We start from the raw sequence: 19,782 nt of genomic DNA on the forward strand, positions 1-19,782 counted from the left end.
TTTACGCGTAGTACATTGAGGCTGCGATTGAAACTGATAGAGTGCAAAAACTGGATTGTTACTGCTGCGGCAGGCAAAACCTGATTTTCTGGCATCTGCCGGAGGTCAGGTTTTTTTGTTTCTGGGGTTCTGATGAAAATCGCCAAAATTCTCAATAATAATGTGGTGGTTGTTCTGGATGAGCACATGCGCGAACAGGTCGTGATGGGGCGCGGGCTGGCCTTCCAGAAACGCATCGGTGACGATCTTGACGCTGAGAAAGTGGAAAAGGTTTTCGCACTGCAAAGCGATGAGCTGGCGCGTCGACTGGGGGAGTTACTCAATCAGATCCCGCTTGAGGTAATGACCACCTGCGACCGCATTATTGGGCTGGCGGCGCAGCGGCTGGGAAAATTGCAGGACAGTCTCTACATCACGTTGACCGACCACTGCCATTTTGCCATCGAGCGGCAAAAGAAAGGCCTGGCGATCAAAAACGTGCTGTTGTGGGAGATCAAACGTCTGTACCCGAAGGAGTTTGAGCTGGGGCAGGAAGCAAGGGCGATTATCGCCAGCAGGCTGGGGGTGGAGCTTGCCGAAGATGAGGCGGGGTTTATCGCGCTTCACCTGGTCACGGCGCAACTGAACAGCGAAATGCCTGAAGTGATGCACGTCACCCGCGTTATGCAGGAGATTCTGCAGCTGGTGAAGTATCAGCTTCAGCTGGAATATGACGAAGAGTCGCTCAGCTATCAGCGCTTTGTCACCCACCTGAAGTTCTTTGCTCAACGGATGCTGACCCGCACCGTGGTGGAAGATGACGATGTGACGCTGCATACGGCGGTAAAAGATAACTACGCGAAAGCCTGGATTTGCGCCGAGAAAATCGCGCAGTATCTGCAGAAAAGTTATCAGCGCGAGCTGACGACGGAAGAAATTATGTTTCTCACCATTCATATTGAGCGAGTGAGAAAAGAGGGGCGTTAAGCTCCAAAATCTGGATTGTTACTGCATAACGCAGGCAAAACCTGAGCGCGGCATCTGAAGAGATGCCGTTCTCGGGTTTTTTTTATTTTTAAACTCAGTCACCAGATGCCTGCGGGCATCGAAGAAAGGAAATCGAGATGGAATATCAAGCTTTGGCGAAGGATATTCTCGGCCACGTAGGGGGCAAAGAGAACATCATCAGTCTGGTCCATTGTGCCACCCGGCTTCGCTTCAAACTGAAAGAAAATCAAAAAGCGGATGCCGAAGGGCTGAAGAAAAATCTGGGCGTGATCATGGTCGTTGAAAGCGGCGGGCAGTTTCAGGTGGTGATTGGAAACCATGTGAATGATGTCTGGAAAGCGGTACGTGCTGAAGCGGGTTTGCATGACGATACGCCAGTGGCAGCAGACGAGAACGGAGACAAGAGTCATCTTCTCGGGCGCTTGATTGACGTGGTCTCCGGCATCTTTACCCCGTTTATTGGCATCCTGGCGGCATCCGGTATTTTGAAAGGATTGCTGGCGCTGGCCGTGGTTTGCGGCTGGCTCAGCCCCGACAGCGGAACCTACAAAATCTGGTTTGCGGCAAGCGATGCCTTATTCTTCTTCTTTCCGCTGGTGCTGGGCTACACGGCCGGGAAGAAATTTGGCGGCAATCCGTTTATCACCATGGTCATCGGTGGCGCGCTGACCCATCCGATGATGATTCAGGCGTTTGAGGCCAGCCAACAAACCGGGGCCGTAGCGGACGCGTTTCTCGGTATTCCGGTCACCTGGTTCAACTACAGCGCATCGGTTATTCCGATTATTCTCGCGGCGTGGGTCAGCTGCTGGCTGGAAAAAAAGAGCGGCAAACTGCTGCCGTCGTCGATGAAAAACTTCTTTACGCCGCTGATCTGTTTAGCGGTCACCGTCCCGCTGACCTTCCTGGTGATTGGGCCGGTAGCGACCTGGCTGAGCCAGCTGCTGGCTAACGGATATCAGGTGATTTATGTCCTGGCCCCGTGGCTGGCTGGCGCAGCGATGGGCGCGCTGTGGCAGGTGTGCGTGATCTTCGGCCTGCACTGGGGGCTGGTGCCGCTGATGATCAATAACCTGGCGGTACTGGGGCATGACTCAATGCTGCCGATGCTGCTGCCTGCGGTGATGGGGCAGGTGGGTGCCGCGCTGGGGGTCTTCCTGCGCACGCGCGATGCGCGTCTGAAAATGCTGGCTGGCTCATCGGTAACAGCGGGGATTTTTGGCATCACTGAGCCTGCGGTGTATGGCGTGAACTTGCCGCTGCGTCGTCCGTTCATCTTTGGCTGCGTGGCCGGGTCGATTGGCGGGGCCATCGTGGGCCTGAGCCAGGCCTACGTCTACTCCTTCGGGTTCGCCAATATCTTTACCATTGCGCAGATGATCCCGCCGGGTGGCATTGATGCTTCGCTGTGGGGGGGCATTATCGGAACTGTGATTGCCCTGATGTTGAGTTGCGTGCTGACGCTGGTTGCAGGGATGCCGGGGCGCGCAGTTGAGACGACGCCGGTCGCGCTCACTGCTGGCGAAGACGATGTACTTTCGCCAATGAGCGGAACGGTGCTGGCCCTGAGTCAGGTGCCGGATGCCACCTTCGCGAGCGGTCTTCTCGGTCACGGCGCGGCCATTATCCCGTCCGACAACCACGTTTTCGCCCCGTTTGCGGGTGAGGTTGCCTCGCTATTCCAGACCAAACACGCGATAGGCCTGCTAAGCGACAGCGGCATTGAAGTGCTGATCCACGTCGGTATCGACACCGTCAAGCTCGACGGCAAGCATTTCACCGCTCACGTGAACGTGGGCGATAAAGTGAAGCCTGGCGATCTGCTGCTGGAATTCGACAGACAGGCCATTCTTGACGCCGGATACGATCTGGCCACCCCGATTATTATCAGTAACAGCGACAGTTATGCAGAGGTGATCACCGTGGCGGCCAGCGCCGTCAACGCCGGTTCGCCGCTGCTGACCGTCAGCCATCAATAACAGGAGAACGTGATGAAAACTTTCCCGGATACATTTTTATGGGGCGGCGCGGTTGCTGCCAACCAGGTAGAAGGCGCTTACCTTGAAGATGGCAAAGGCCTGTCAACGTCGGACGTCCAGCCGAAAGGGGTATTTGGCCCGGTGGTAGAGCGCGTTCCGGGCGACAGCGGAATTAAGGATGTGGCGATCGATTTTTATCATCGCTACCCGGACGATATTAAGCTGTTTGCTGAAATGGGATTTAGCTGCCTGCGCGTCTCTATCGCCTGGACGCGTATTTTCCCGAACGGGGATGAGCAGCAGCCGAATGAAGCGGGTCTGGCGTTTTACGACAAACTGTTTGACGAACTGGCCGCGCACAACATCACTCCGCTGGTAACGCTATCGCACTATGAGATGCCGTGGGGCCTGGTGAAACAGTATGGTGGCTGGGGCAGCCGTCAGGTGATTGGTTTCTTCGAGCGGTATGCGCGCACGGTGTTTACCCGCTACAAAGAGAAGGTGAAGCTGTGGCTGACATTTAACGAAATCAATATGTCTTTGCATGCGCCAATGACGGGCGTCGGCCTGCCGGAAACCAGCAGTAAAGCGGAAGTCTATCAGGCAATCCATCATCAGCTGGTGGCCAGCGCATTGGCGGTGAACGCCTGTCATGAGATTGTCCCGGAAGGCAAAATTGGCAATATGCTGCTGGGAGGGCTGGTCTATCCGCTGACCTGTAAGCCGGACGATGTGCTGGAAGCGTTGCAGGAGAACCGTGCATGGCAGTTCTTCGGTGATGTGCAGTGCCGTGGCGCTTATCCGGGCTACATGCTGCGTTTCTTCCGTGATCACGGTATCCAGCTTGACGTAACCGATGCCGATCGCGAGGCGCTGAAATCGACCGTAGATTTTATCTCTTTCAGCTATTACATGACCGGTTGTGTGACCACGGATGAAGAGCTAAACCAGCAGGCGCGCGGCAACATTTTAAGCATGGTGCCAAACCCGCATCTCGCAAGCTCAGAGTGGGGCTGGCAGATTGACCCGGTCGGCCTGCGTACTCTGCTGAATGTGCTGTGGGATCGCTATCAGAAGCCGCTGTTTATTGTCGAGAATGGTCTGGGTGCGAAAGATAAACCCGATGCCGACGGTGTCGTGCAGGATGACTACCGTATTGCCTATCTCAACGATCATCTGGTGCAGGTGCGTGAGGCAATGGAAGACGGTGTAGAGGTGATGGGCTACACCAGTTGGGGACCTATCGATCTGGTGAGCGCGTCGAAAGCTGAGTTGTCCAAACGCTACGGCTTTATTTACGTCGATCGTGACGACAGCGGTAATGGCACGCTGGCCCGCAGCCGTAAGAAAAGTTTCTACTGGTACAAAGAGGTCATTTCGACCAAAGGCGCTTCGCTAAAAGCGTAATGGCACGACGCTTTGCCCGACCGGTAAAAATCGGTCGGGCAAATTATCAGAAAATCATTTTAAATACGCCCGTCACCACCAGTAAACCAATTAAGAAAATAATCAAAATAACCCACAGTAATATTTTCATTCCCTTCTCCTTCAACTTTGCTATTGGGCTTACGTCTATTTAAGTGTAGCAGCCGCATCAAATGCTTAATCAATAAGTGCTGTGAATGAATGTAATTGTCTAATTCGTAAGGGGAATATTTTTCTGAGTGTGTGAATGTATGACAAAGTAAGGGTTGCCACGCGTTACTAAAAAAAAGAGGAGCAGCAGGCGTAATTTGCCCCTTTCTTTTTTGCGTGAATGGCGTAATGAAACGTTCAATTATTTTCTCTTTTAGCTTACCTCTCTCTTTATTGCTGGTGGCCTGTGCGCCGGGCCACGACACGGCGGCGTCTCTGCATCAGCAGGCTCCCGTGGCGAAAATCAACACTCAGCTGGCCCACACCCAGTGGCCGAAAAATGAGTGGTGGAAAGAGTTCCACGACCCGGAGCTGAACGCCCTGATTGCCAAAGCGCTGGCCGATGCACCGGATATGCAGATTGCCCACCAGCGTATCGCCCTCGCGGAAGCCCAGGCCAAAATGGCAGTGGCTGCGGGCGGCCCGCAGATTGATTTTTCGGCGGACGCCGAGCGGCAAAAAATGTCGGCAGAAGGGCTGATGGGTCCGTTCGCGGAGACCGATCCTGCGGCGGGCACCACCGGGCCGTGGTACACCAACGGCACCTTCGGTCTGACGGCGGGATGGGATCTGGATTTGTGGGGTAAAAACCGCTCACAGGTCGAGGCCCGGATCGGCAAGGTCAATGCGCAGAAAGCGGAGATGGAACAGACCCGCCAGCTCCTCGCCAGCAGCGTGGCGCGCCTGTACTGGGAGTGGCAAACGCAGGCCGAAATTGGTCATGTGCTGACGGACATCAAACAGGAACAAGAGTCGATTATTGCCGTCGATCGTGAACTCTACCAGCACGGCATTACCTCCTCCGTAGAAGGTGTCGTCACCGATATCAACGCCAGCAAAACACAGGAGCAGAGGGCGGAAGTCAGTGGCAAAATGAAAGCCATTGAGGCGCGGTTGCAGGCGCTGACCAATACCACGTCAGTGACGCTCACACCGCACGCGCTGCCGAAAATCGACGCTTCGCTGCCGCCGACGCTGGGCTACGACCTGCTGGCCCGTCGTCCCGATCTTCAGGAGGCGCACTGGTACATTGAAGCGTCCATGAATGACGTGGATGCAGCGAAAGCCGCGTTTTATCCGGATGTTAATCTGATGGCTTTCCTGCAACAGGACGCCCTGCACTTAAGCGATCTGTTCCGCTCATCGGCCCAGCAGATGGGGGTCACTGCCGGACTGACGCTGCCGATCTTCGACAGTGGTCGACTCAACGCGAATCTCGACATCGCCCAGGCGCAGAGCAATCTGTCCGTCGCGAACTACAACAAAGCGGTGGTCGATGCAGTGAATCAGGTTGCGCGCACGGCCAGTGAAGTGGAGACGCTGATGAACAAAAATCAGCAACAGCAGCAGGTTGAAGCCGATACCGCACGGGTGGTGGCCCAGGCGCAGGCCCGTTTTCATGCGGGGATCATCGCCGGCTCACGCGTGAGCGAAGCGAAAATTCCGGCGTTGCAGGAGCACATCGCGAGCCTGACGCTTCAGGGGCAATATGTGGACGCCACCCTGCAACTGACCTCCGCCCTGGGCGGCGGGTATCACCACGGTTAACAGGACGTTATCTATACTTACCTTTTGCGTCATGGTGGAGGTAGGTATGGCATCAGTTCAGCGTGTGGCCATTGTTACGGCATCAGATTCCGGAATCGGTAAAACAACGGCGCTACTTCTGGCAGAGCACGGGTTTGATATTGGCGTGACCTGGCATTCGGATGAGGAGGGGGCACTCCAGACCTGTCGTGAAATCGAAGCCCTGGGGCGTCGCGCCGAGGCGATACAGCTGGATCTCAGCCACCTGCCCGAGGGGGCGAAAGCCATTGAGACGCTTATCGCCCGCTTTGGTCGGCTGGATGCGCTAGTCAACAACGCTGGCGCCATGGCCAAAGCCCTGTTTCTTGATATGACGTTTGACGACTGGCGCGGGATTTTTACCGTGGATGTGGATGGCGCGTTTCTCTGCTCACAACTTGCCGCCCGGCAGATGGTGAAGCAGGGGCAGGGTGGACGGATTGTGAATATTACCTCGGTGCATGAGCACACCCCGCTACCGGAGGCCAGCGCCTACACCGCAGCGAAACATGCGCTGGGCGGCCTGACAAAATCGATGGCCCTTGAGCTGGTGCAGCACAAGATCTTGGTCAATGCGGTTGCCCCTGGCGCTATCGCCACGCCGATGAACGGCATGGATGACAGCGAAGTCGAAGAAGGCTCCATGCCCGAGATCCCCCTCGGTCGGCCTGGGCAAACCCATGAGATCGCAAGCCTTGTCGCGTGGCTGTGTGACACGGATGCCAGCTACACCACGGGGCAATCGTTTATTGTCGACGGTGGCTTTATGCTGGCGAATCCGCAGTTTAAACCGGCGGAATAACGACGCTAGTCGCGATTATTTTCCCGATGCTTGCGCCACAGTCGCCAGATAATGACGCCTGCCACCACCAGTATCAGCCAGATCCAGTGCTTCAGATGCTGGTCGAGGTTGTGCAGCCAGGGGCCAATCACTTCGCCGCCCACATAGCCGAGCGAAGTGAATATCAGCGCCCAGGCGATGGCACCAATGATGTTTAGCGGCAGAAAGATTTTCGGCGGCAGGCGGCTGGCGCCAATCAGCAGCGGGCCGATAATGCGAAAGCCGTACATAAACCGGGTACCGATCACAAACAGATAGGGGTGACGCTGAATCAGCCGCTGCGCGCGGTTGATTTTTTTCTGATGCCGGGCAAAACGTTTGAGCAGCGTGGGGCCAAAGCGCAATCCCAGCAGATAGAGCAACTGATCGCCAATCATCCCACCCAGCGCTACCGCGGCGACCACCAGCGGGAAACGAAGCAGCCCCTGATGTGCGGCCACCCCGCCTAGCAGGGTGATGGTTTCCCCTTCCGCCACGCTCCCTATCACCAGCGCCGCATATCCGTACTGTTCAATCAGACTATTGATATCCATGAGTTCAGCGGTGTCTCCCTGTGTAAACCTTCCTTAAGCATACACCCTGTGAATCAATGGTGTGGCAACCAGGACGATTTCCCCGAAGCGGCAATTTTGCCGCTGGTCATAAAATAATCTAAAGCTGCATTATACTTACAGTATCGCCTTGCGGGCCGACAATGAGGGGGCTGTATGAACCATGTCTGGGGGCTGTTTTCCCATCCCGATCGTGAGATGCATGTCATCAGAAGCGAGAACGAAACGGTCGCGCATCACTACACGCACCATGTCCTGCTCATGGCTGCCGTACCGGTGATCTGCGCGTTTATTGGCACAACACAAATCGGCTGGAATTTTGGCGATGGCAACGTCGTGACGCTCTCATGGATGACGGGGCTGGCGCTGGCGGTGGTCTTCTACGGTTTAATGCTGGCAGGTGTGGCGGTGATGGGGCGGGTGATCTACTGGATGGCGCGAAACTATCCTCAGCGTCCCTCGCTCACCCTGTGCATGGTTTTTGCCGGATACGTGGCAACACCGTTGTTTATGAGCGGCATCGTGGCGCTCTATCCGCTGGTCTGGCTGTGTGCGCTGGTGGGTACCATCGCGCTGTTTTACACCGGTTATCTGCTGTACGTGGGTATTCCGACCTTCCTCAACATTAACAAAGAAGAAGGCTTAAGTTTCTCCAGTTCAACCCTCGCGATTGGCGTGCTGGTGCTGGAGGCGCTGCTGGCGCTTACGGTGATCCTGTGGGGTTACGGCTATCGTCTCTTCTGAGGTAAATGCATTGCTGGCGTAAATGCCAGCAATGCAGCATCTGTTCACGATTCTCCGCTGGCGACAACTCACCAGGGCAGCTATGATGCCTTTGCCAGCCTGTTTCGCTCGTTGTAACGGGAGGCGTACGTCATCACGTGCATGAATAATTATCAGAAGTCTCACCATGCTGAAATTCCGAGTTTCTTTACTTAGCCTTGCGCTGATCCTGGCTGTGCCCGTTGCCGCGCCAGCGATTGCCAAAACAACCGCAGTGACCACTGCCGCTCAGCCGGAAATCGCCTCCGGAAGCGCGATGATTGTCGATCTGAATACCAACAAGGTGATCTATTCCAGTCACCCGGATCTGGTGCGTCCGATCGCGTCGATTACCAAATTAATGACCGCGATGGTGGTGCTCGATGCACGACTGCCGCTGGATGAGAAACTGAAAGTCGATATCAGCCAGACGCCAGAGATGAAAGGGATATACTCCCGCGTGCGTCTGAACAGCGAAATCAGCCGTAAAAATATGTTGCTGCTGGCGCTGATGTCCTCGGAAAACCGGGCGGCCGCGAGCCTCGCGCACCACTATCCGGGCGGATACAACGCATTTATCCGGGCGATGAATGCCAAAGCCAAATCCCTGGGCATGACCAACACCCGTTTTGTCGAGCCAACCGGGCTGTCGATTCACAATGTCTCCACCGCACGCGACCTGACCCACCTGCTGATCGCCAGCAAACAGTACCCGCTGATCGGTCAGTTGAGTACCACGCGTGAAGAGATGGCGACCTTTGCGAATCCGGCGTACACCTTACCGTTCCGCAATACTAACCATCTGGTGTATCGCGAAAACTGGAATATTCAGCTGACGAAAACTGGCTTTACCAATGCGGCTGGTCACTGTCTGGTGATGCGTACCGTGTTTAACGGCAAACCGGTGGCGCTGGTGGTGATGGATGCGTTTGGCAAATACACTCACTTTGCTGATGCCAGCCGTTTGCGTACCTGGATTGAAACCGGAAAAGTGATGCCAGTTCCGGCGGCAGCGCTGAGCTATAAAAAGCAAAAAGCAGCGCAGATGGAAACCGCACAGAACGACTGAGCGCGTGGCAAGTGAATCCACGGTTTGCAGGCCGGGCAGGCGCAGTGCCGCCCGGCAAAACGTTTTGTCTCGCGAATTACTCCGGCAGCGTCCAGTCACCGTCGTTCAGGGGGCGCTGCATAATCAGCGTATCCCGCCAGTTTCCCTTCTTATAGCCCACGCTTCTTAACTGCCCGGCCACCTCGAATCCATGCTTTTTATGCAGCCGGATTGAGCCGGCATTGTTGTGCCCGTCGCCGACCACGGCAATCATCTGCCGCCACGGACCCTGCTCACAACGTTCAATCAGGGCATCCATCAGCGAGCTGCCAAAACCACGTCCGGTGGCGCTGGCATCCACATAGATCGACTCTTCAAGCGTATAGCGATAGGCAGGGCGCGCGCGATATAACGCCGCATAGCAGTATCCCACCACCACGCCGCGATAGAGCGCCACCAGCCACGGCAACCCGTCGGCGGCAATCGTACTCATGCGCTGGCGCATCTCTTCGATGGTGGGGGGAACTTCTTCAAACGATGCACGCCCGTTAAGCACATGCCAGGCGTAGATTGCGGCAATGGCATGTACGTCGTCAGGTTGGGCGTCGCGCACCTCGACTTCGGAAGCGGACAGGATATCAACGGCCGACATGATGGGCGGGCTCCTCAGGAAAAAAAAGCCGGAGAAGCGGTTCTCCGGCGGGGTGAGATTACTCTAGTACGATTGTTACTGGCTTAACAATAATTTCAGTGTGGCTATAGTGTTTGATCAGAGGGTTGCGTCTCGTCGCGCTCTGTCTGTACCGCTTCTTTCCAGTATTTATGCTTCGTCGTCTTACCAATGCCGGGATTCATGCTGTTTGTCGGGTCATTCTCGCGATAAAAACGTTTAAGCGTTTCTGGCGCTTCATACAGGTGCCCGACGTTATGTTCGGCCGGGTATTGTGCCCCGCGCGCGCGCAGCAGTTCGAGCATCTGCTCCTTCAGGGCATGCGCATCAACGCCTTTTTTGACGATGTAATCCTGGTGGAAAACGTGGCACATAAAGTGGCCGTAGTAGAGTTTATGCACCAGCTTACTGTCGATTTCCGGCGGCAGGTGTTCAAACCACTCCGTATCGTTACGTCGCAGGGCGATATCCAGCGCCAGAATATCTTCCACTTCGTCGGCGTGAACCGCCTGATAGCGAATCGCGGCGCCCGCCGCGGCGAAGCGGTGTAAGAACGCCTTGTTGCCTTCTTCTGGCGTACAGGCAAAGAAATCGCCCTCGGCAGTTTTAAAGAATTCCGCCAGCCAGGTTTGCGCCTCGGCAATCCCGTCGCCCGACATTTTCAGCAGCAGGTGGTGTTCGTACTTATCGCGCCAGCTCTTCATGCGCGGCGGCAGGTGCGCCGGGAAAGCCGTGCCCAGCTTCTGCATAAAGCGATCGGTGAAGTGCGGTTTGAACAGGGACACTTTGCCAAGCATGGCGTCGGCGCGGCCTTTCATCGTAAAGAAGAACGGCATTTTGTCGGTGCCGAGCTTGTCGATCATCAGGAAGGTGTCTTTGCCGTAGCGCTCGGCGATATCGTAAATATCGCGATGCATGTACTCACCCGCGACCGGCAGATTTGTGAACTCGCCCAGAATATGACGACGGATCTCGGTCAGCACCTCCGGCTGGTTGGTGCCGATATAAAAGACCTGCTGATTTTTCTGCGCCGGGAAGGTGTCCAGACGTACGGCAAACACCGCCAGTTTGCCCGCGCAGCCGGAAGATTCAAACAGACGATCCGGATCGGCGTTGTAGCGCGCCGGGGTATCGGCTTCAATGTCGCGCACGCGTTCGACGTAATCGTGATCGTGGGCGTGACGGCCATCGTGCTGCACGTCAGCGTCGTTCACGCGCTCGTCGTCGAGCTTGCTCAGGATCTGCTCAGGCGTGACACCCAGGTTGATCCCCAGATGATTCACCAGCTGTAATTTTCCGTTCTCATCAATGCGTGCAAACAGGGACATTTCCGTATACGCCGGGCCGCGCTGCACCAGCGACCCGCCGGAGTTGTTGCAGATCCCGCCGATCACCGACGCGCCAATGCAGGAGGAGCCAATCACCGAGTGCGGCTCGCGACCCAGCGGCTTGAGTGCTTTTTCCAGCGAATAAAGGGTCGTACCAGGATAGGCCAGCACCTGCTCACCTTTGTCCAGCAGATGCAGTTTATCGAGACGCAGGGTGCTGATAATGACGATATCCCGGTCGTAATCATCGCCGTTTGGCGTCGAGCCTTCCGTCAGGCCGGTATTGGCCGCCTGCATCAGAATGATTTTGTCGGCGTTGACGCAGGCGCTCAGCACACGCCACAGCTCCAGCAGCGTGCCGGGGAAGACTACCGCCAGCGCTTCACCCTGGCCGGAACGGAAGCCCTTGCGATAGCGGGCGGTTTTTTCCGGGTCCGTCAGCAGGTGTGAGTGACCGACCAGGCGAGACAGTTCGTTAATAAAAGTGTTGTTATTTTGTGTGCGAACAGAAGTCATCTTCCACTCCTTGTGGTGGGGCAAATTTCTCGCTGTAAAGCATAGCGCGATTAACTGTTAAGCGAACAAGTATTCATGAGAAAAATCAGAGAATAACCCTGCAAGGTTGAAAGGGTTTGTGGCACACTGCGCTTTTCGCACGGTCTGGCCGAGTTTTCCGGCGGTTGATGATGAGAGAGTACAACACATGAAATGGCTTTGTTCTGTAGCTGTCGCAGTAAGCCTGGCGCTGCAACCCGCGCTGGCTGAAGATCTGTTTGGCAACCACCCATTAACCCCGGAAGCCCGCGACGCCTTCGTCACGGACTTGCTCACTAAAATGACGGTCGATGAAAAAATCGGCCAGCTGCGTCTCATCAGCGTCGGGCCGGATAACCCGAAAGAGGCGATCCGCGAGATGATCAAGGAGAGCCAGGTCGGGGCGATTTTTAACACCGTCACCCGCGAAGATATCCGCAAAATGCAGGACCAGGTGATGCAGCTCAGCCGCCTGAAAATTCCGCTTTTCTTCGCCTACGACGTGGTCCACGGCCAGCGTACCGTCTTCCCGATTAGCCTCGGTTTAGCCTCTTCCTTTAACCTGGATGCGGTCAGAACCGTCGGGCGTATTTCGGCCTATGAAGCCGCCGACGACGGTCTGAACATGACCTGGGCGCCGATGGTCGACGTCTCGCGCGATCCGCGCTGGGGCCGCGCCTCAGAGGGCTTTGGTGAAGACACCTATTTAACCGCCACCCTCGGCAAAACCATGGTCGAAGCGATGCAGGGCAAAAGCCCGGCGGATCGTTACTCGGTGATGACCAGCGTCAAACACTTTGCCGCCTACGGCGCGGTAGAGGGCGGGAAAGAGTACAACACCGTTGACATGAGCTCGCAGCGCCTGTTCAACGACTACATGCCGCCGTACAAAGCCGGGCTGGATGCAGGCAGCGGCGCGGTGATGGTGGCCCTGAACTCCCTCAACGGCACCCCGGCGACCTCCGATTCCTGGCTGCTGAAAGACGTACTACGCGATCAGTGGGGCTTCAAAGGCATTACCGTGTCCGATCACGGCGCGATTAAAGAGCTGATCAAACACGGCACCGCCTCCGATCCGGAAGACGCCGTGCGCGTGGCGCTCAAAGCCGGTATCAACATGAGCATGAGCGACGAGTATTACAGCAAATACCTGCCTGACCTGGTGAAAACCGGCAAAGTGACCATGGCAGAGCTGGACGACGCCACCCGCCATGTGCTGAACGTGAAATATGACATGGGGCTGTTTAACGATCCGTACAGCCATTTAGGGCCGAAAGAGTCCGACCCGGCGGATACCAATGCCGAAAGCCGTCTGCATCGTAAAGAGGCCCGTGAAGTGGCGCGCGAAAGTCTCGTGCTGCTGAAAAACCGTCTCGAAACGCTGCCGCTGAAAAAATCCGGCACCCTCGCCGTGGTTGGCCCACTGGCCGACAGCAAGCGTGACGTGATGGGCAGTTGGTCCGCTGCGGGCGTGGCCGATCAGTCCGTCACCGTACTCACGGGCATCAAAAATGCGCTGGGTGAAAAGGGCAAAGTGATTTACGCCAAAGGCGCTAACGTCACTAACGACAACGATATCGTCACCTTCCTGAACCAGTACGAAGAGGCGGTGAAGGTTGATCCGCGTTCGGCGAAAGAGATGATCGACGAAGCGGTCAACGCGGCGAAACAGGCTGATGTGGTGGTGGCGGTCGTCGGTGAAGCGCAGGGCATGGCCCATGAAGCGTCGAGCCGCACCGATATTACCCTCCCGCAGAGCCAGCGCGATCTGATCAGCGCCCTGAAAGCGACGGGTAAACCGCTGGTGCTGGTGCTGATGAACGGCCGCCCGCTGGCGCTGGTGAAAGAGGATCAGCAGGCTGATGCCCTGCTCGAAACCTGGTTCGCCGGGACCGAGGGCGGTAACGCCATTGCCGATGTGCTGTTTGGCGATTACAACCCGTCCGGCAAACTGCCGATGTCCTTCCCGCGCTCAGTCGGCCAAATTCCGGTTTACTACAGCCACCTGAACACCGGTCGCCCGTACAACGCCGATAAGCCGAACAAGTACACCTCACGCTATTTCGATGAAGCCAATGGCCCGCTTTATCCGTTTGGTTATGGGCTGAGCTACACCACCTTCAAGGTTTCTGACGTGAAAATGTCTGCACCCACCCTGAAGCGTGACGGCAAAGTCACCGCCAGCGTGGACGTGACCAACACCGGTAAACGTGACGGTGCCACGGTCATTCAGATGTACGTGCAGGATGTAACGGCCTCCATGAGCCGCCCGGTGAAACAGCTGCGCGGCTTCGAGAAGGTTGACCTGAAGCCGGGTGAGACCAAAACTGTGAGCTTCCCGATTGACGTCGATGCGCTGAAGTTCTGGAATCAGCAGATGAAATATGACGCGGAACCAGGGAAGTTTAACGTCTTTATCGGCGTGGACTCTGCGCGAGTGAATAAAGGCGAGTTCGACCTGCTTTAACGACAAGAGACGAAACCCGCCGTTGTGCGGGTTTCGTGACGCCTCCCGCAAGGTTTCGCGCCTTTCCTGCCTGATTGCTTTGATTCCCTCTTTTCTTGACTCTTACTCGCCGTTAAATGTGACGTTTTTCACACTTCATTTTTATCCCACAGATGAAATCGTGAGGACGATCAAAACTCACTCCCGCCACACCCGGCAGGCGTGACTCTCTTCACTCTTCGCGAAAAAGCCCGGTAAACACGCCACAAACACGCCGCAGAAAAGCCGTGTAATGCCTGTCACATCACAGCTGACAGGTAATCACATGAAGCTCTCATTAGAAAACATCTCCCTCGATCGAAGCGGGTCGACCCCCGTCACCACCGCGCTGCAGGAACTCATCGATACGCTTGCCGTGAACGGAGGAGGCACGCTGGTGGTCACGCCAGGCATCTACCTGACCGGAACGCTGGTGCTGCCGTCGAATTTCACCCTGCATCTGGAAGCGGGTGCGCGCCTGCTCGCCAGCCAGAATGTGGATGATTACCGCGCCGCAGAAACCCAAAGCACAGCCGAGCTGTCGCGCATGGCGCTCATTTACGCCCGCGATGCGCGCAACCTGACGCTCGGCGGTGCGGGCTGCATCGACGGCAACGCCACGGCCTGGTTTGCCGCAGAGATGGATGACCAGGGGTATCGTCAGCCGAAGCCCCAGCGCCCGCGCCTGCTGGTGCTGGAAGGGTGCGAACAGGTACGCCTGACGGATATCACCCTGTGCGACTCGCCGATGTGGACCGCGCATCTGGTGAGCTGCAACCATGTTTTCATCCGCAATATCACCATTGATAACGATCTGGCGCTGGCTAACACCGACGCGCTGGACATCGACAGCTGCCAGCATGTGCTCATCAGCGACAGCTACTTCAGCGCCGCCGACGACGGCATCTGCCTGAAGACCACGGCCAAAGCGCCCGAACTCCAGCAGCCGATCGACAACGTCACGATCAGTAACTGCATCATTCGATCCAAAAGCTGCGCAATCAAAGTCGGGACCGAAACCTTCGCTGACATTACCCATCTGGCGGTCACCAACTGCGTGATTTTCGACTCCAACCGTGGCATCGGCTTGATCTCCCGCGACGGCGGCCATTTCAGCAAGATGAGCTTCAGCAACATTCTCTTCGACTGCCGCCACGGCCATCCGTGTCACTGGGGCAAAGCCGACCCGGTGTTTATCTCCGTACGCCATCGCGCGCCGGATATCACGCCGGGCACGATCAGCCAGATCACCTTCTCGGGCCTGAACGGGACGGGGGAGGGGGCGATAAATCTGCACAGCGAAACGCCCGGTGCGATCCGCGATGTCACCTTCAACGGCCTGGCGTTCAGCCAGCTTGCCTCCCGATCCGATGAACAGGGCTGCTACGACGTGCGCCCGCCGTGTAACCCAGAGCGCCCGACCGGAATGGGGCTGGACAACGCCTATCGCGTGAATACGCAAACCGGGCGCGCTCACGGCGTGGAGTTATATCCGCACGGGCTGCCGGCCCTTTACGCCTGCGGCGTCGAAGGGTTGCATCTGCATGCCATCACCATTACGCGCCCGTCGCCGCTGCCTGCGGGCTGGGATACTGAAAAAATCCGGAGTGCAAAATGATCAAAAAAGTGCGGGAAATAAAGCTGCGGAACTACGTGTGCTACGGGCTGGCGGATGTGATTGGCTCGGGGGCCTTTACTTTGGTCAGCGCCTGGCTGCTGTTTTTCTTAACCACCTTTTGTGGCCTGACGCCGATCCAGGCCGGGTCCCTGTTTGCGGTGGCGAGAATTGTTGATGTGATCATGTGTCCGGTGATCGGCTACGTTTCTGATAACTTCCACAAAACGCGCCTGGGGCGCCGCTTTGGCCGTCGCCGTTTCTTCCTGTTGGCCAGTATTCCGCTGGTGTCGGTCTACAGCCTGCTGTGGGTGGAAGGGTTCAACTACTGGATGTACCTGCTGTTCTACATCCTGTTTGAAATCGTCTACACCATGATCATTATTCCGTACGACACGCTCTCGGCTGAGATGACGTCGGATTTCAAAAAGCGCTCAAAACTGACCAGCGCACGTATGTATATCGCCCAGCTCGCGGGATTTGCGGCGGCGTTCCTGCCGGGGCGTCTGGTGGCGTACTTCGGCCCGGACTCTTCCGACTCCTTCTTCTATACCGGGGCGATTTTCACCGTCTCCTTTATGATTGTGCTGTTCTTTGTCTATTTCGGCACCTGGGAGCGCTCGCTGGAAGAGATCCAGCAGAATGAGCACCACGACGAAGACGACGAAAAAGAGCCGTTCGCCACGCGCGCATACCATATCTATTACGATTTCGTCTCAACGTTAAAAATCAAAACCTTCCGTTCGCATCTGGGGATGTATCTCGGCGGCTCGGTGGCGCAGGACATTTTTAACTCAGTCTTTACCTACTTTGTGGTCTTCGCCCTGATGACCTCGTCTGTGATGGCCTCCAATCTGCTGGGCGTCGTAAACGGTCTGCAGTTCTTTGGCGTGGGAATTGCCACCTGGCTGACCCTGCGCTACTCCCCGTCGCGCGCCTTTGCCACCCAGGCCACGATGGCGCTGGTGGCGTTTGCCCTGTTTGTGTCCGCGTACTTCAGCGGCACCGGCGGGATGACCCTGCTGTACGTCGGTGCGGCGGTCGCCGGGCTGGCGCGCGGCGGTATCTACGCTATTCCGTGGAATAACTATACCTTTGTCGCCGACGTGGATGAGATCCTCACCTGCCGTCGTCGCGAGGGGATTTTCGCGGGCTTTATGAGCCTGCTGCGTAAGGCGTCGCAGGCCCTGTCGATTTTCCTCGTCGGCGTGGCCCTGCAGATGTCCGGGTTTGTCTCCGGGCAAAACGCCCAGCCGCAGTCGGCCATCAACATGATTTTAATCATCATGATTGTGCTGCCGGTCGCACTGACGCTGTGGGGGATCTGGTCGGCGTTCCAGTTTAAGGTCAACAGCCGTACCCACGCGATTCTGAACGAAGAAGTGGCGCGTCTGAAACAGGGCGGCAGCAAGGCGACCGTCAGCGCGGAAAACAAAGCGGTGATCGAAAGCCTGACCGGTATGCCGTACGACCACTGCTGGGGGGAAAACAGCGTCGGCTATTTGAATCGTAAACGCATGAATGTGCGCGCACTGCGAGACAAAATGGCATGACGGAGCAGAGCGTATTTATCCAGCAGGGCCTGTGGGCCCGGCTGGGATTGCCTCGTGAACTGTGCTGGGGCTTTGTCGGGATTTTCCTGTTTATCACCGGCGCCACCATCGAGCAAAGCTGGCTGGCGTCGATGCTTCAGCATCGCGGTTTTGATGCCATGCACATCAGCCTGCTGTCATCGGTGTTTGGGCTGTGTGTCGCGGCGGTATCGTGGTTTTCCGGAATAGGCGCGGGCGTACTTGGCCTGCGCCGCCTGATGTGGGCGGCGACGCTGTTCTACTTTATCGGCTCAATTCCCTTTATCGCTTACGCGCTGCCGCAGGGGAATTATCCCCTGATGGTGGCGAGCTACGCCCTGCGCGGTGTGGCGTATCCGCTGTTCGCCTATTCGTTTCTGGTGTGGATTAACCAGCGCTGCGAGCCAGGTATACTCGGGCGCGCCGTCTCCTGGTTCTGGATTGCGTTTGGGGTGGGCATGACCATCGTCGGGCCGTGGTACTCAAGCCTGATGCTGCCCCTGATCGGCGAAACCTCGACGCTGCTGAGCGGGTTTATCTTTGTGGCACTCGGCGCATTCTGCGCGCTGGTGCTCAACCGCGATCGCCCGCTCGTGCAAAGCAACGGCCATCTCGGCGCGGCCTTTGCCGAAGGGATGATGGTGCTGGTGCGTGAGCCGAAAATGCGTCTGGCGGTGATCGTCAAAACCATCAACGATATCGGCAAGTTTTCGCTGGTGATCCTGATGCCGGTCTACCTGCCGCGTTTCGGATTTAGCATCGCCGAGTGGCTGACTATCTGGGGGCTGGTGAACGTGGTCAATATCTTCGCCAGCTACTTCTTCGGCTGGCTCGGCGATACCATCGGCTGGCGCAAGACGGTGGTCTGGTTCTCCGGCACCCTGTGCGGTCTGGCGATGCTGGCGGTGTGCTACGCGCCGGTACTGTTTGGTGACAGCCAAACGGCGCTGTTTCTGGCTCTGGCCCTGTACGCCATCGGGCTGGGTGCCTTTGGCCCGCTGAGCGCGCTGATCCCGTCCCTGCTGCCGGAGAACAAAGGCGCTGCCATCTCCTGCCTGAATCTCGGGTCGGGGCTGAGCAATTTCGCCGGTCCGCTTATCGTCACGCTCTGCGTTTCGCCGTTTGGCGTGGAGGGGACGTTGTGGGTGATCGCGCTGCTCTATTTTGCCGCCAGCCTGCTGACCGTTCCGCTGAGGTTGCCGGAAGAAGGATGATTCCTCAATTTTAGGCTACGCTTTTCTCTCAAGCCCCTGATAAAGGCGGCAAATTAATGAGGAAAGCAGAATGACAATCACAAAGGGGATATGGGGTTCAGCGGCGTTACTGGCGGCGCTGAGCCTGCCTTTACAGGCGGCAGAGCCAGTAAAGGTGGGGTCTAAGATCGATACGGAAGGGGCGTTGCTCGGCAATATCATCCTGCAGGTGCTGGAAAGCCACGGGGTGAAAACAGTCAATAAAGTCCAGCTGGGTACCACGCCCGTGGTGCGCGGGGCCATCACCTCCGGCGAGCTGGATATCTACCCGGAATACACCGGTAATGGCGCGTTTTTCTTTAAAGATGAAAACGATGCGGCGTGGAAAAACGCCAGCGCTGGCTACGAGAAAGTGAAAAAACTCGACGCCGAGCAGAACAAGCTGATCTGGCTGACGCCTGCGCCCGCCAACAACACCTGGACCATCGCCGTGCGCAAGGATATCGCTGAGAAAGGCAAACTGACCTCTCTTGACGATCTGAGTCGCTATCTGAAAGAGAAGGGCGATTTCAAACTGGCGGCCTCGGCGGAATTTATCGAACGTCCGGACGCGCTTCCGGCCTTTGAAAAAGCCTACGATTTTAAACTCGACCAGAGCCAGCTGCTGTCGCTCGCGGGCGGTGATACGGCGGTGACGATCAAAGCTGCCGCTCAGAAAACCTCCGGCGTAAATGCGGCGATGGCCTACGGCACTGACGGCCCGGTGGCGGCGCTCGGTCTGCAAACCCTGACCGATCCGAAAGGCGTTCAGCCGATCTATGCCCCTACGCCTGTGGTGCGTGAAGCGGTGCTGAAAGCCTATCCGCAGATCGGCGACTGGCTAAAGCCGGTGTTTGAAACTCTCGATGAGAAAACCCTGCAACAGCTCAATGCGAGCATTGCGGTGGAAGGGCTGGATGCCAAAAAAGTGGCGGCAGATTATCTGAAGCAAAAAGGACTTGTGAAGTAACAGGATAA

16 protein-coding genes are annotated in these 19,782 nt (G+C 56.8%); 12 read left to right on the plus strand and 4 right to left on the minus strand.

The window, feature by feature from the left end:
• The first annotated feature begins 132 nt into the window (after positions 1-132).
• The 3 genes from licT to OVA10_RS09625 all read left to right on the plus strand — a co-directional run bounded on the left by licT (position 133) and on the right by OVA10_RS09625 (position 4,373).
• Entirely contained in the window at positions 133-966 is an 834-nt protein-coding gene (gene licT, locus OVA10_RS09615) for a BglG family transcription antiterminator LicT (RefSeq protein ID WP_123427292.1), read from the plus strand.
• A gap of 137 nt (positions 967-1,103) precedes the next feature.
• Positions 1,104-2,966 carry a PTS beta-glucoside transporter subunit IIABC gene (bglF, locus tag OVA10_RS09620; protein WP_268195831.1) on the plus strand — a complete coding sequence of 621 codons (1,863 nt, stop codon included), beginning with the start codon at positions 1,104-1,106 and terminating at the stop codon, positions 2,964-2,966.
• Between the two features lie 12 nt (positions 2,967-2,978).
• Positions 2,979-4,373: a glycoside hydrolase family 1 protein gene (locus OVA10_RS09625; protein ID WP_268195832.1), complete on the plus strand. Its 1,395-nt coding sequence runs from the start codon at positions 2,979-2,981 to the stop codon at positions 4,371-4,373.
• Positions 4,374-4,419: 46 nt separating this feature from the next.
• Here the strand turns inward: OVA10_RS09625 and yohP are convergent, their stop codons facing one another.
• Entirely contained in the window at positions 4,420-4,503 is an 84-nt protein-coding gene (gene yohP / locus OVA10_RS26115; protein WP_015572324.1) for a small membrane protein YohP, read from the minus strand.
• Positions 4,504-4,730: 227 nt separating this feature from the next.
• Between yohP and mdtQ the strand changes: the two genes are divergently transcribed.
• Positions 4,731-6,149 (plus strand): multidrug resistance outer membrane protein MdtQ, encoded by a 1,419-nt coding sequence (gene mdtQ / locus OVA10_RS09630; protein WP_129036013.1) that lies wholly within the window; start codon positions 4,731-4,733, stop codon positions 6,147-6,149.
• A 46-nt stretch (positions 6,150-6,195) separates the two neighbouring features.
• Positions 6,196-6,969 carry an SDR family oxidoreductase gene (locus OVA10_RS09635; RefSeq protein ID WP_248858747.1) on the plus strand — a complete coding sequence of 258 codons (774 nt, stop codon included), beginning with the start codon at positions 6,196-6,198 and terminating at the stop codon, positions 6,967-6,969.
• A gap of 5 nt (positions 6,970-6,974) precedes the next feature.
• On the opposite strand, the gene OVA10_RS09640 is transcribed toward OVA10_RS09635, so the two are convergent.
• Positions 6,975-7,541, minus strand: a complete 567-nt coding sequence (locus OVA10_RS09640; RefSeq protein ID WP_181826581.1) for a DedA family protein — start codon at positions 7,539-7,541, stop codon at positions 6,975-6,977.
• A 174-nt stretch (positions 7,542-7,715) separates the two neighbouring features.
• On the opposite strand from OVA10_RS09640, the gene OVA10_RS09645 reads away from it, so the two are divergent.
• Both OVA10_RS09645 and pbpG read left to right on the plus strand, forming a co-directional pair.
• Positions 7,716-8,303, plus strand: coding sequence for a Yip1 family protein (locus OVA10_RS09645; RefSeq protein WP_100779539.1), 588 nt, complete (start codon positions 7,716-7,718; stop codon positions 8,301-8,303).
• 166 nt (positions 8,304-8,469) lie between these two features.
• Positions 8,470-9,390: a D-alanyl-D-alanine endopeptidase gene (gene pbpG, locus OVA10_RS09650; protein WP_100779540.1), complete on the plus strand. Its 921-nt coding sequence runs from the start codon at positions 8,470-8,472 to the stop codon at positions 9,388-9,390.
• 76 nt (positions 9,391-9,466) lie between these two features.
• Here the strand turns inward: pbpG and OVA10_RS09655 are convergent, their stop codons facing one another.
• Together OVA10_RS09655 and dld are read right to left on the minus strand one after the other, a co-directional pair.
• Positions 9,467-10,021 carry a GNAT family N-acetyltransferase gene (locus OVA10_RS09655; protein ID WP_100779541.1) on the minus strand — a complete coding sequence of 185 codons (555 nt, stop codon included), beginning with the start codon at positions 10,019-10,021 and terminating at the stop codon, positions 9,467-9,469.
• 104 nt (positions 10,022-10,125) lie between these two features.
• The gene (gene dld, locus OVA10_RS09660) at positions 10,126-11,883 is read right to left on the minus strand and encodes a D-lactate dehydrogenase (protein ID WP_268195833.1); all 1,758 of its coding nucleotides are present in this window, start codon (positions 11,881-11,883) and stop codon (positions 10,126-10,128) included.
• Positions 11,884-12,070: 187 nt separating this feature from the next.
• On the opposite strand from dld, the gene bglX reads away from it, so the two are divergent.
• From bglX to osmF, 5 genes are all read left to right on the plus strand, one after another.
• Positions 12,071-14,368, plus strand: a complete 2,298-nt coding sequence (bglX, locus tag OVA10_RS09665) for a beta-glucosidase BglX (RefSeq protein ID WP_181826579.1) — start codon at positions 12,071-12,073, stop codon at positions 14,366-14,368.
• 304 nt (positions 14,369-14,672) lie between these two features.
• On the plus strand, positions 14,673-16,004 hold the full coding sequence (locus OVA10_RS09670; protein ID WP_268195834.1) for a glycoside hydrolase family 28 protein: 1,332 nt from the start codon (positions 14,673-14,675) through the stop codon (positions 16,002-16,004).
• On the plus strand, positions 16,001-17,554 hold the full coding sequence (locus OVA10_RS09675) for an MFS transporter (protein WP_102104122.1): 1,554 nt from the start codon (positions 16,001-16,003) through the stop codon (positions 17,552-17,554). Before OVA10_RS09670 ends, OVA10_RS09675 begins: the two co-directional genes overlap by 4 nt.
• Positions 17,551-18,786, plus strand: a complete 1,236-nt coding sequence (locus OVA10_RS09680) for an MFS transporter (protein ID WP_268195835.1) — start codon at positions 17,551-17,553, stop codon at positions 18,784-18,786. The genes OVA10_RS09675 and OVA10_RS09680 overlap by 4 nt, the downstream gene beginning before the upstream one ends.
• A gap of 70 nt (positions 18,787-18,856) precedes the next feature.
• The gene (gene osmF, locus OVA10_RS09685; protein WP_100779547.1) at positions 18,857-19,774 is read left to right on the plus strand and encodes a glycine betaine ABC transporter substrate-binding protein OsmF; all 918 of its coding nucleotides are present in this window, start codon (positions 18,857-18,859) and stop codon (positions 19,772-19,774) included.
• The last annotated feature ends 8 nt before the right edge of the window (positions 19,775-19,782 follow it).

Origin of the sequence: Lelliottia sp. SL45 (assembly GCF_026672535.1) — a bacterium.
Lineage (GTDB): Bacteria > Pseudomonadota > Gammaproteobacteria > Enterobacterales > Enterobacteriaceae > Enterobacter > Enterobacter nimipressuralis.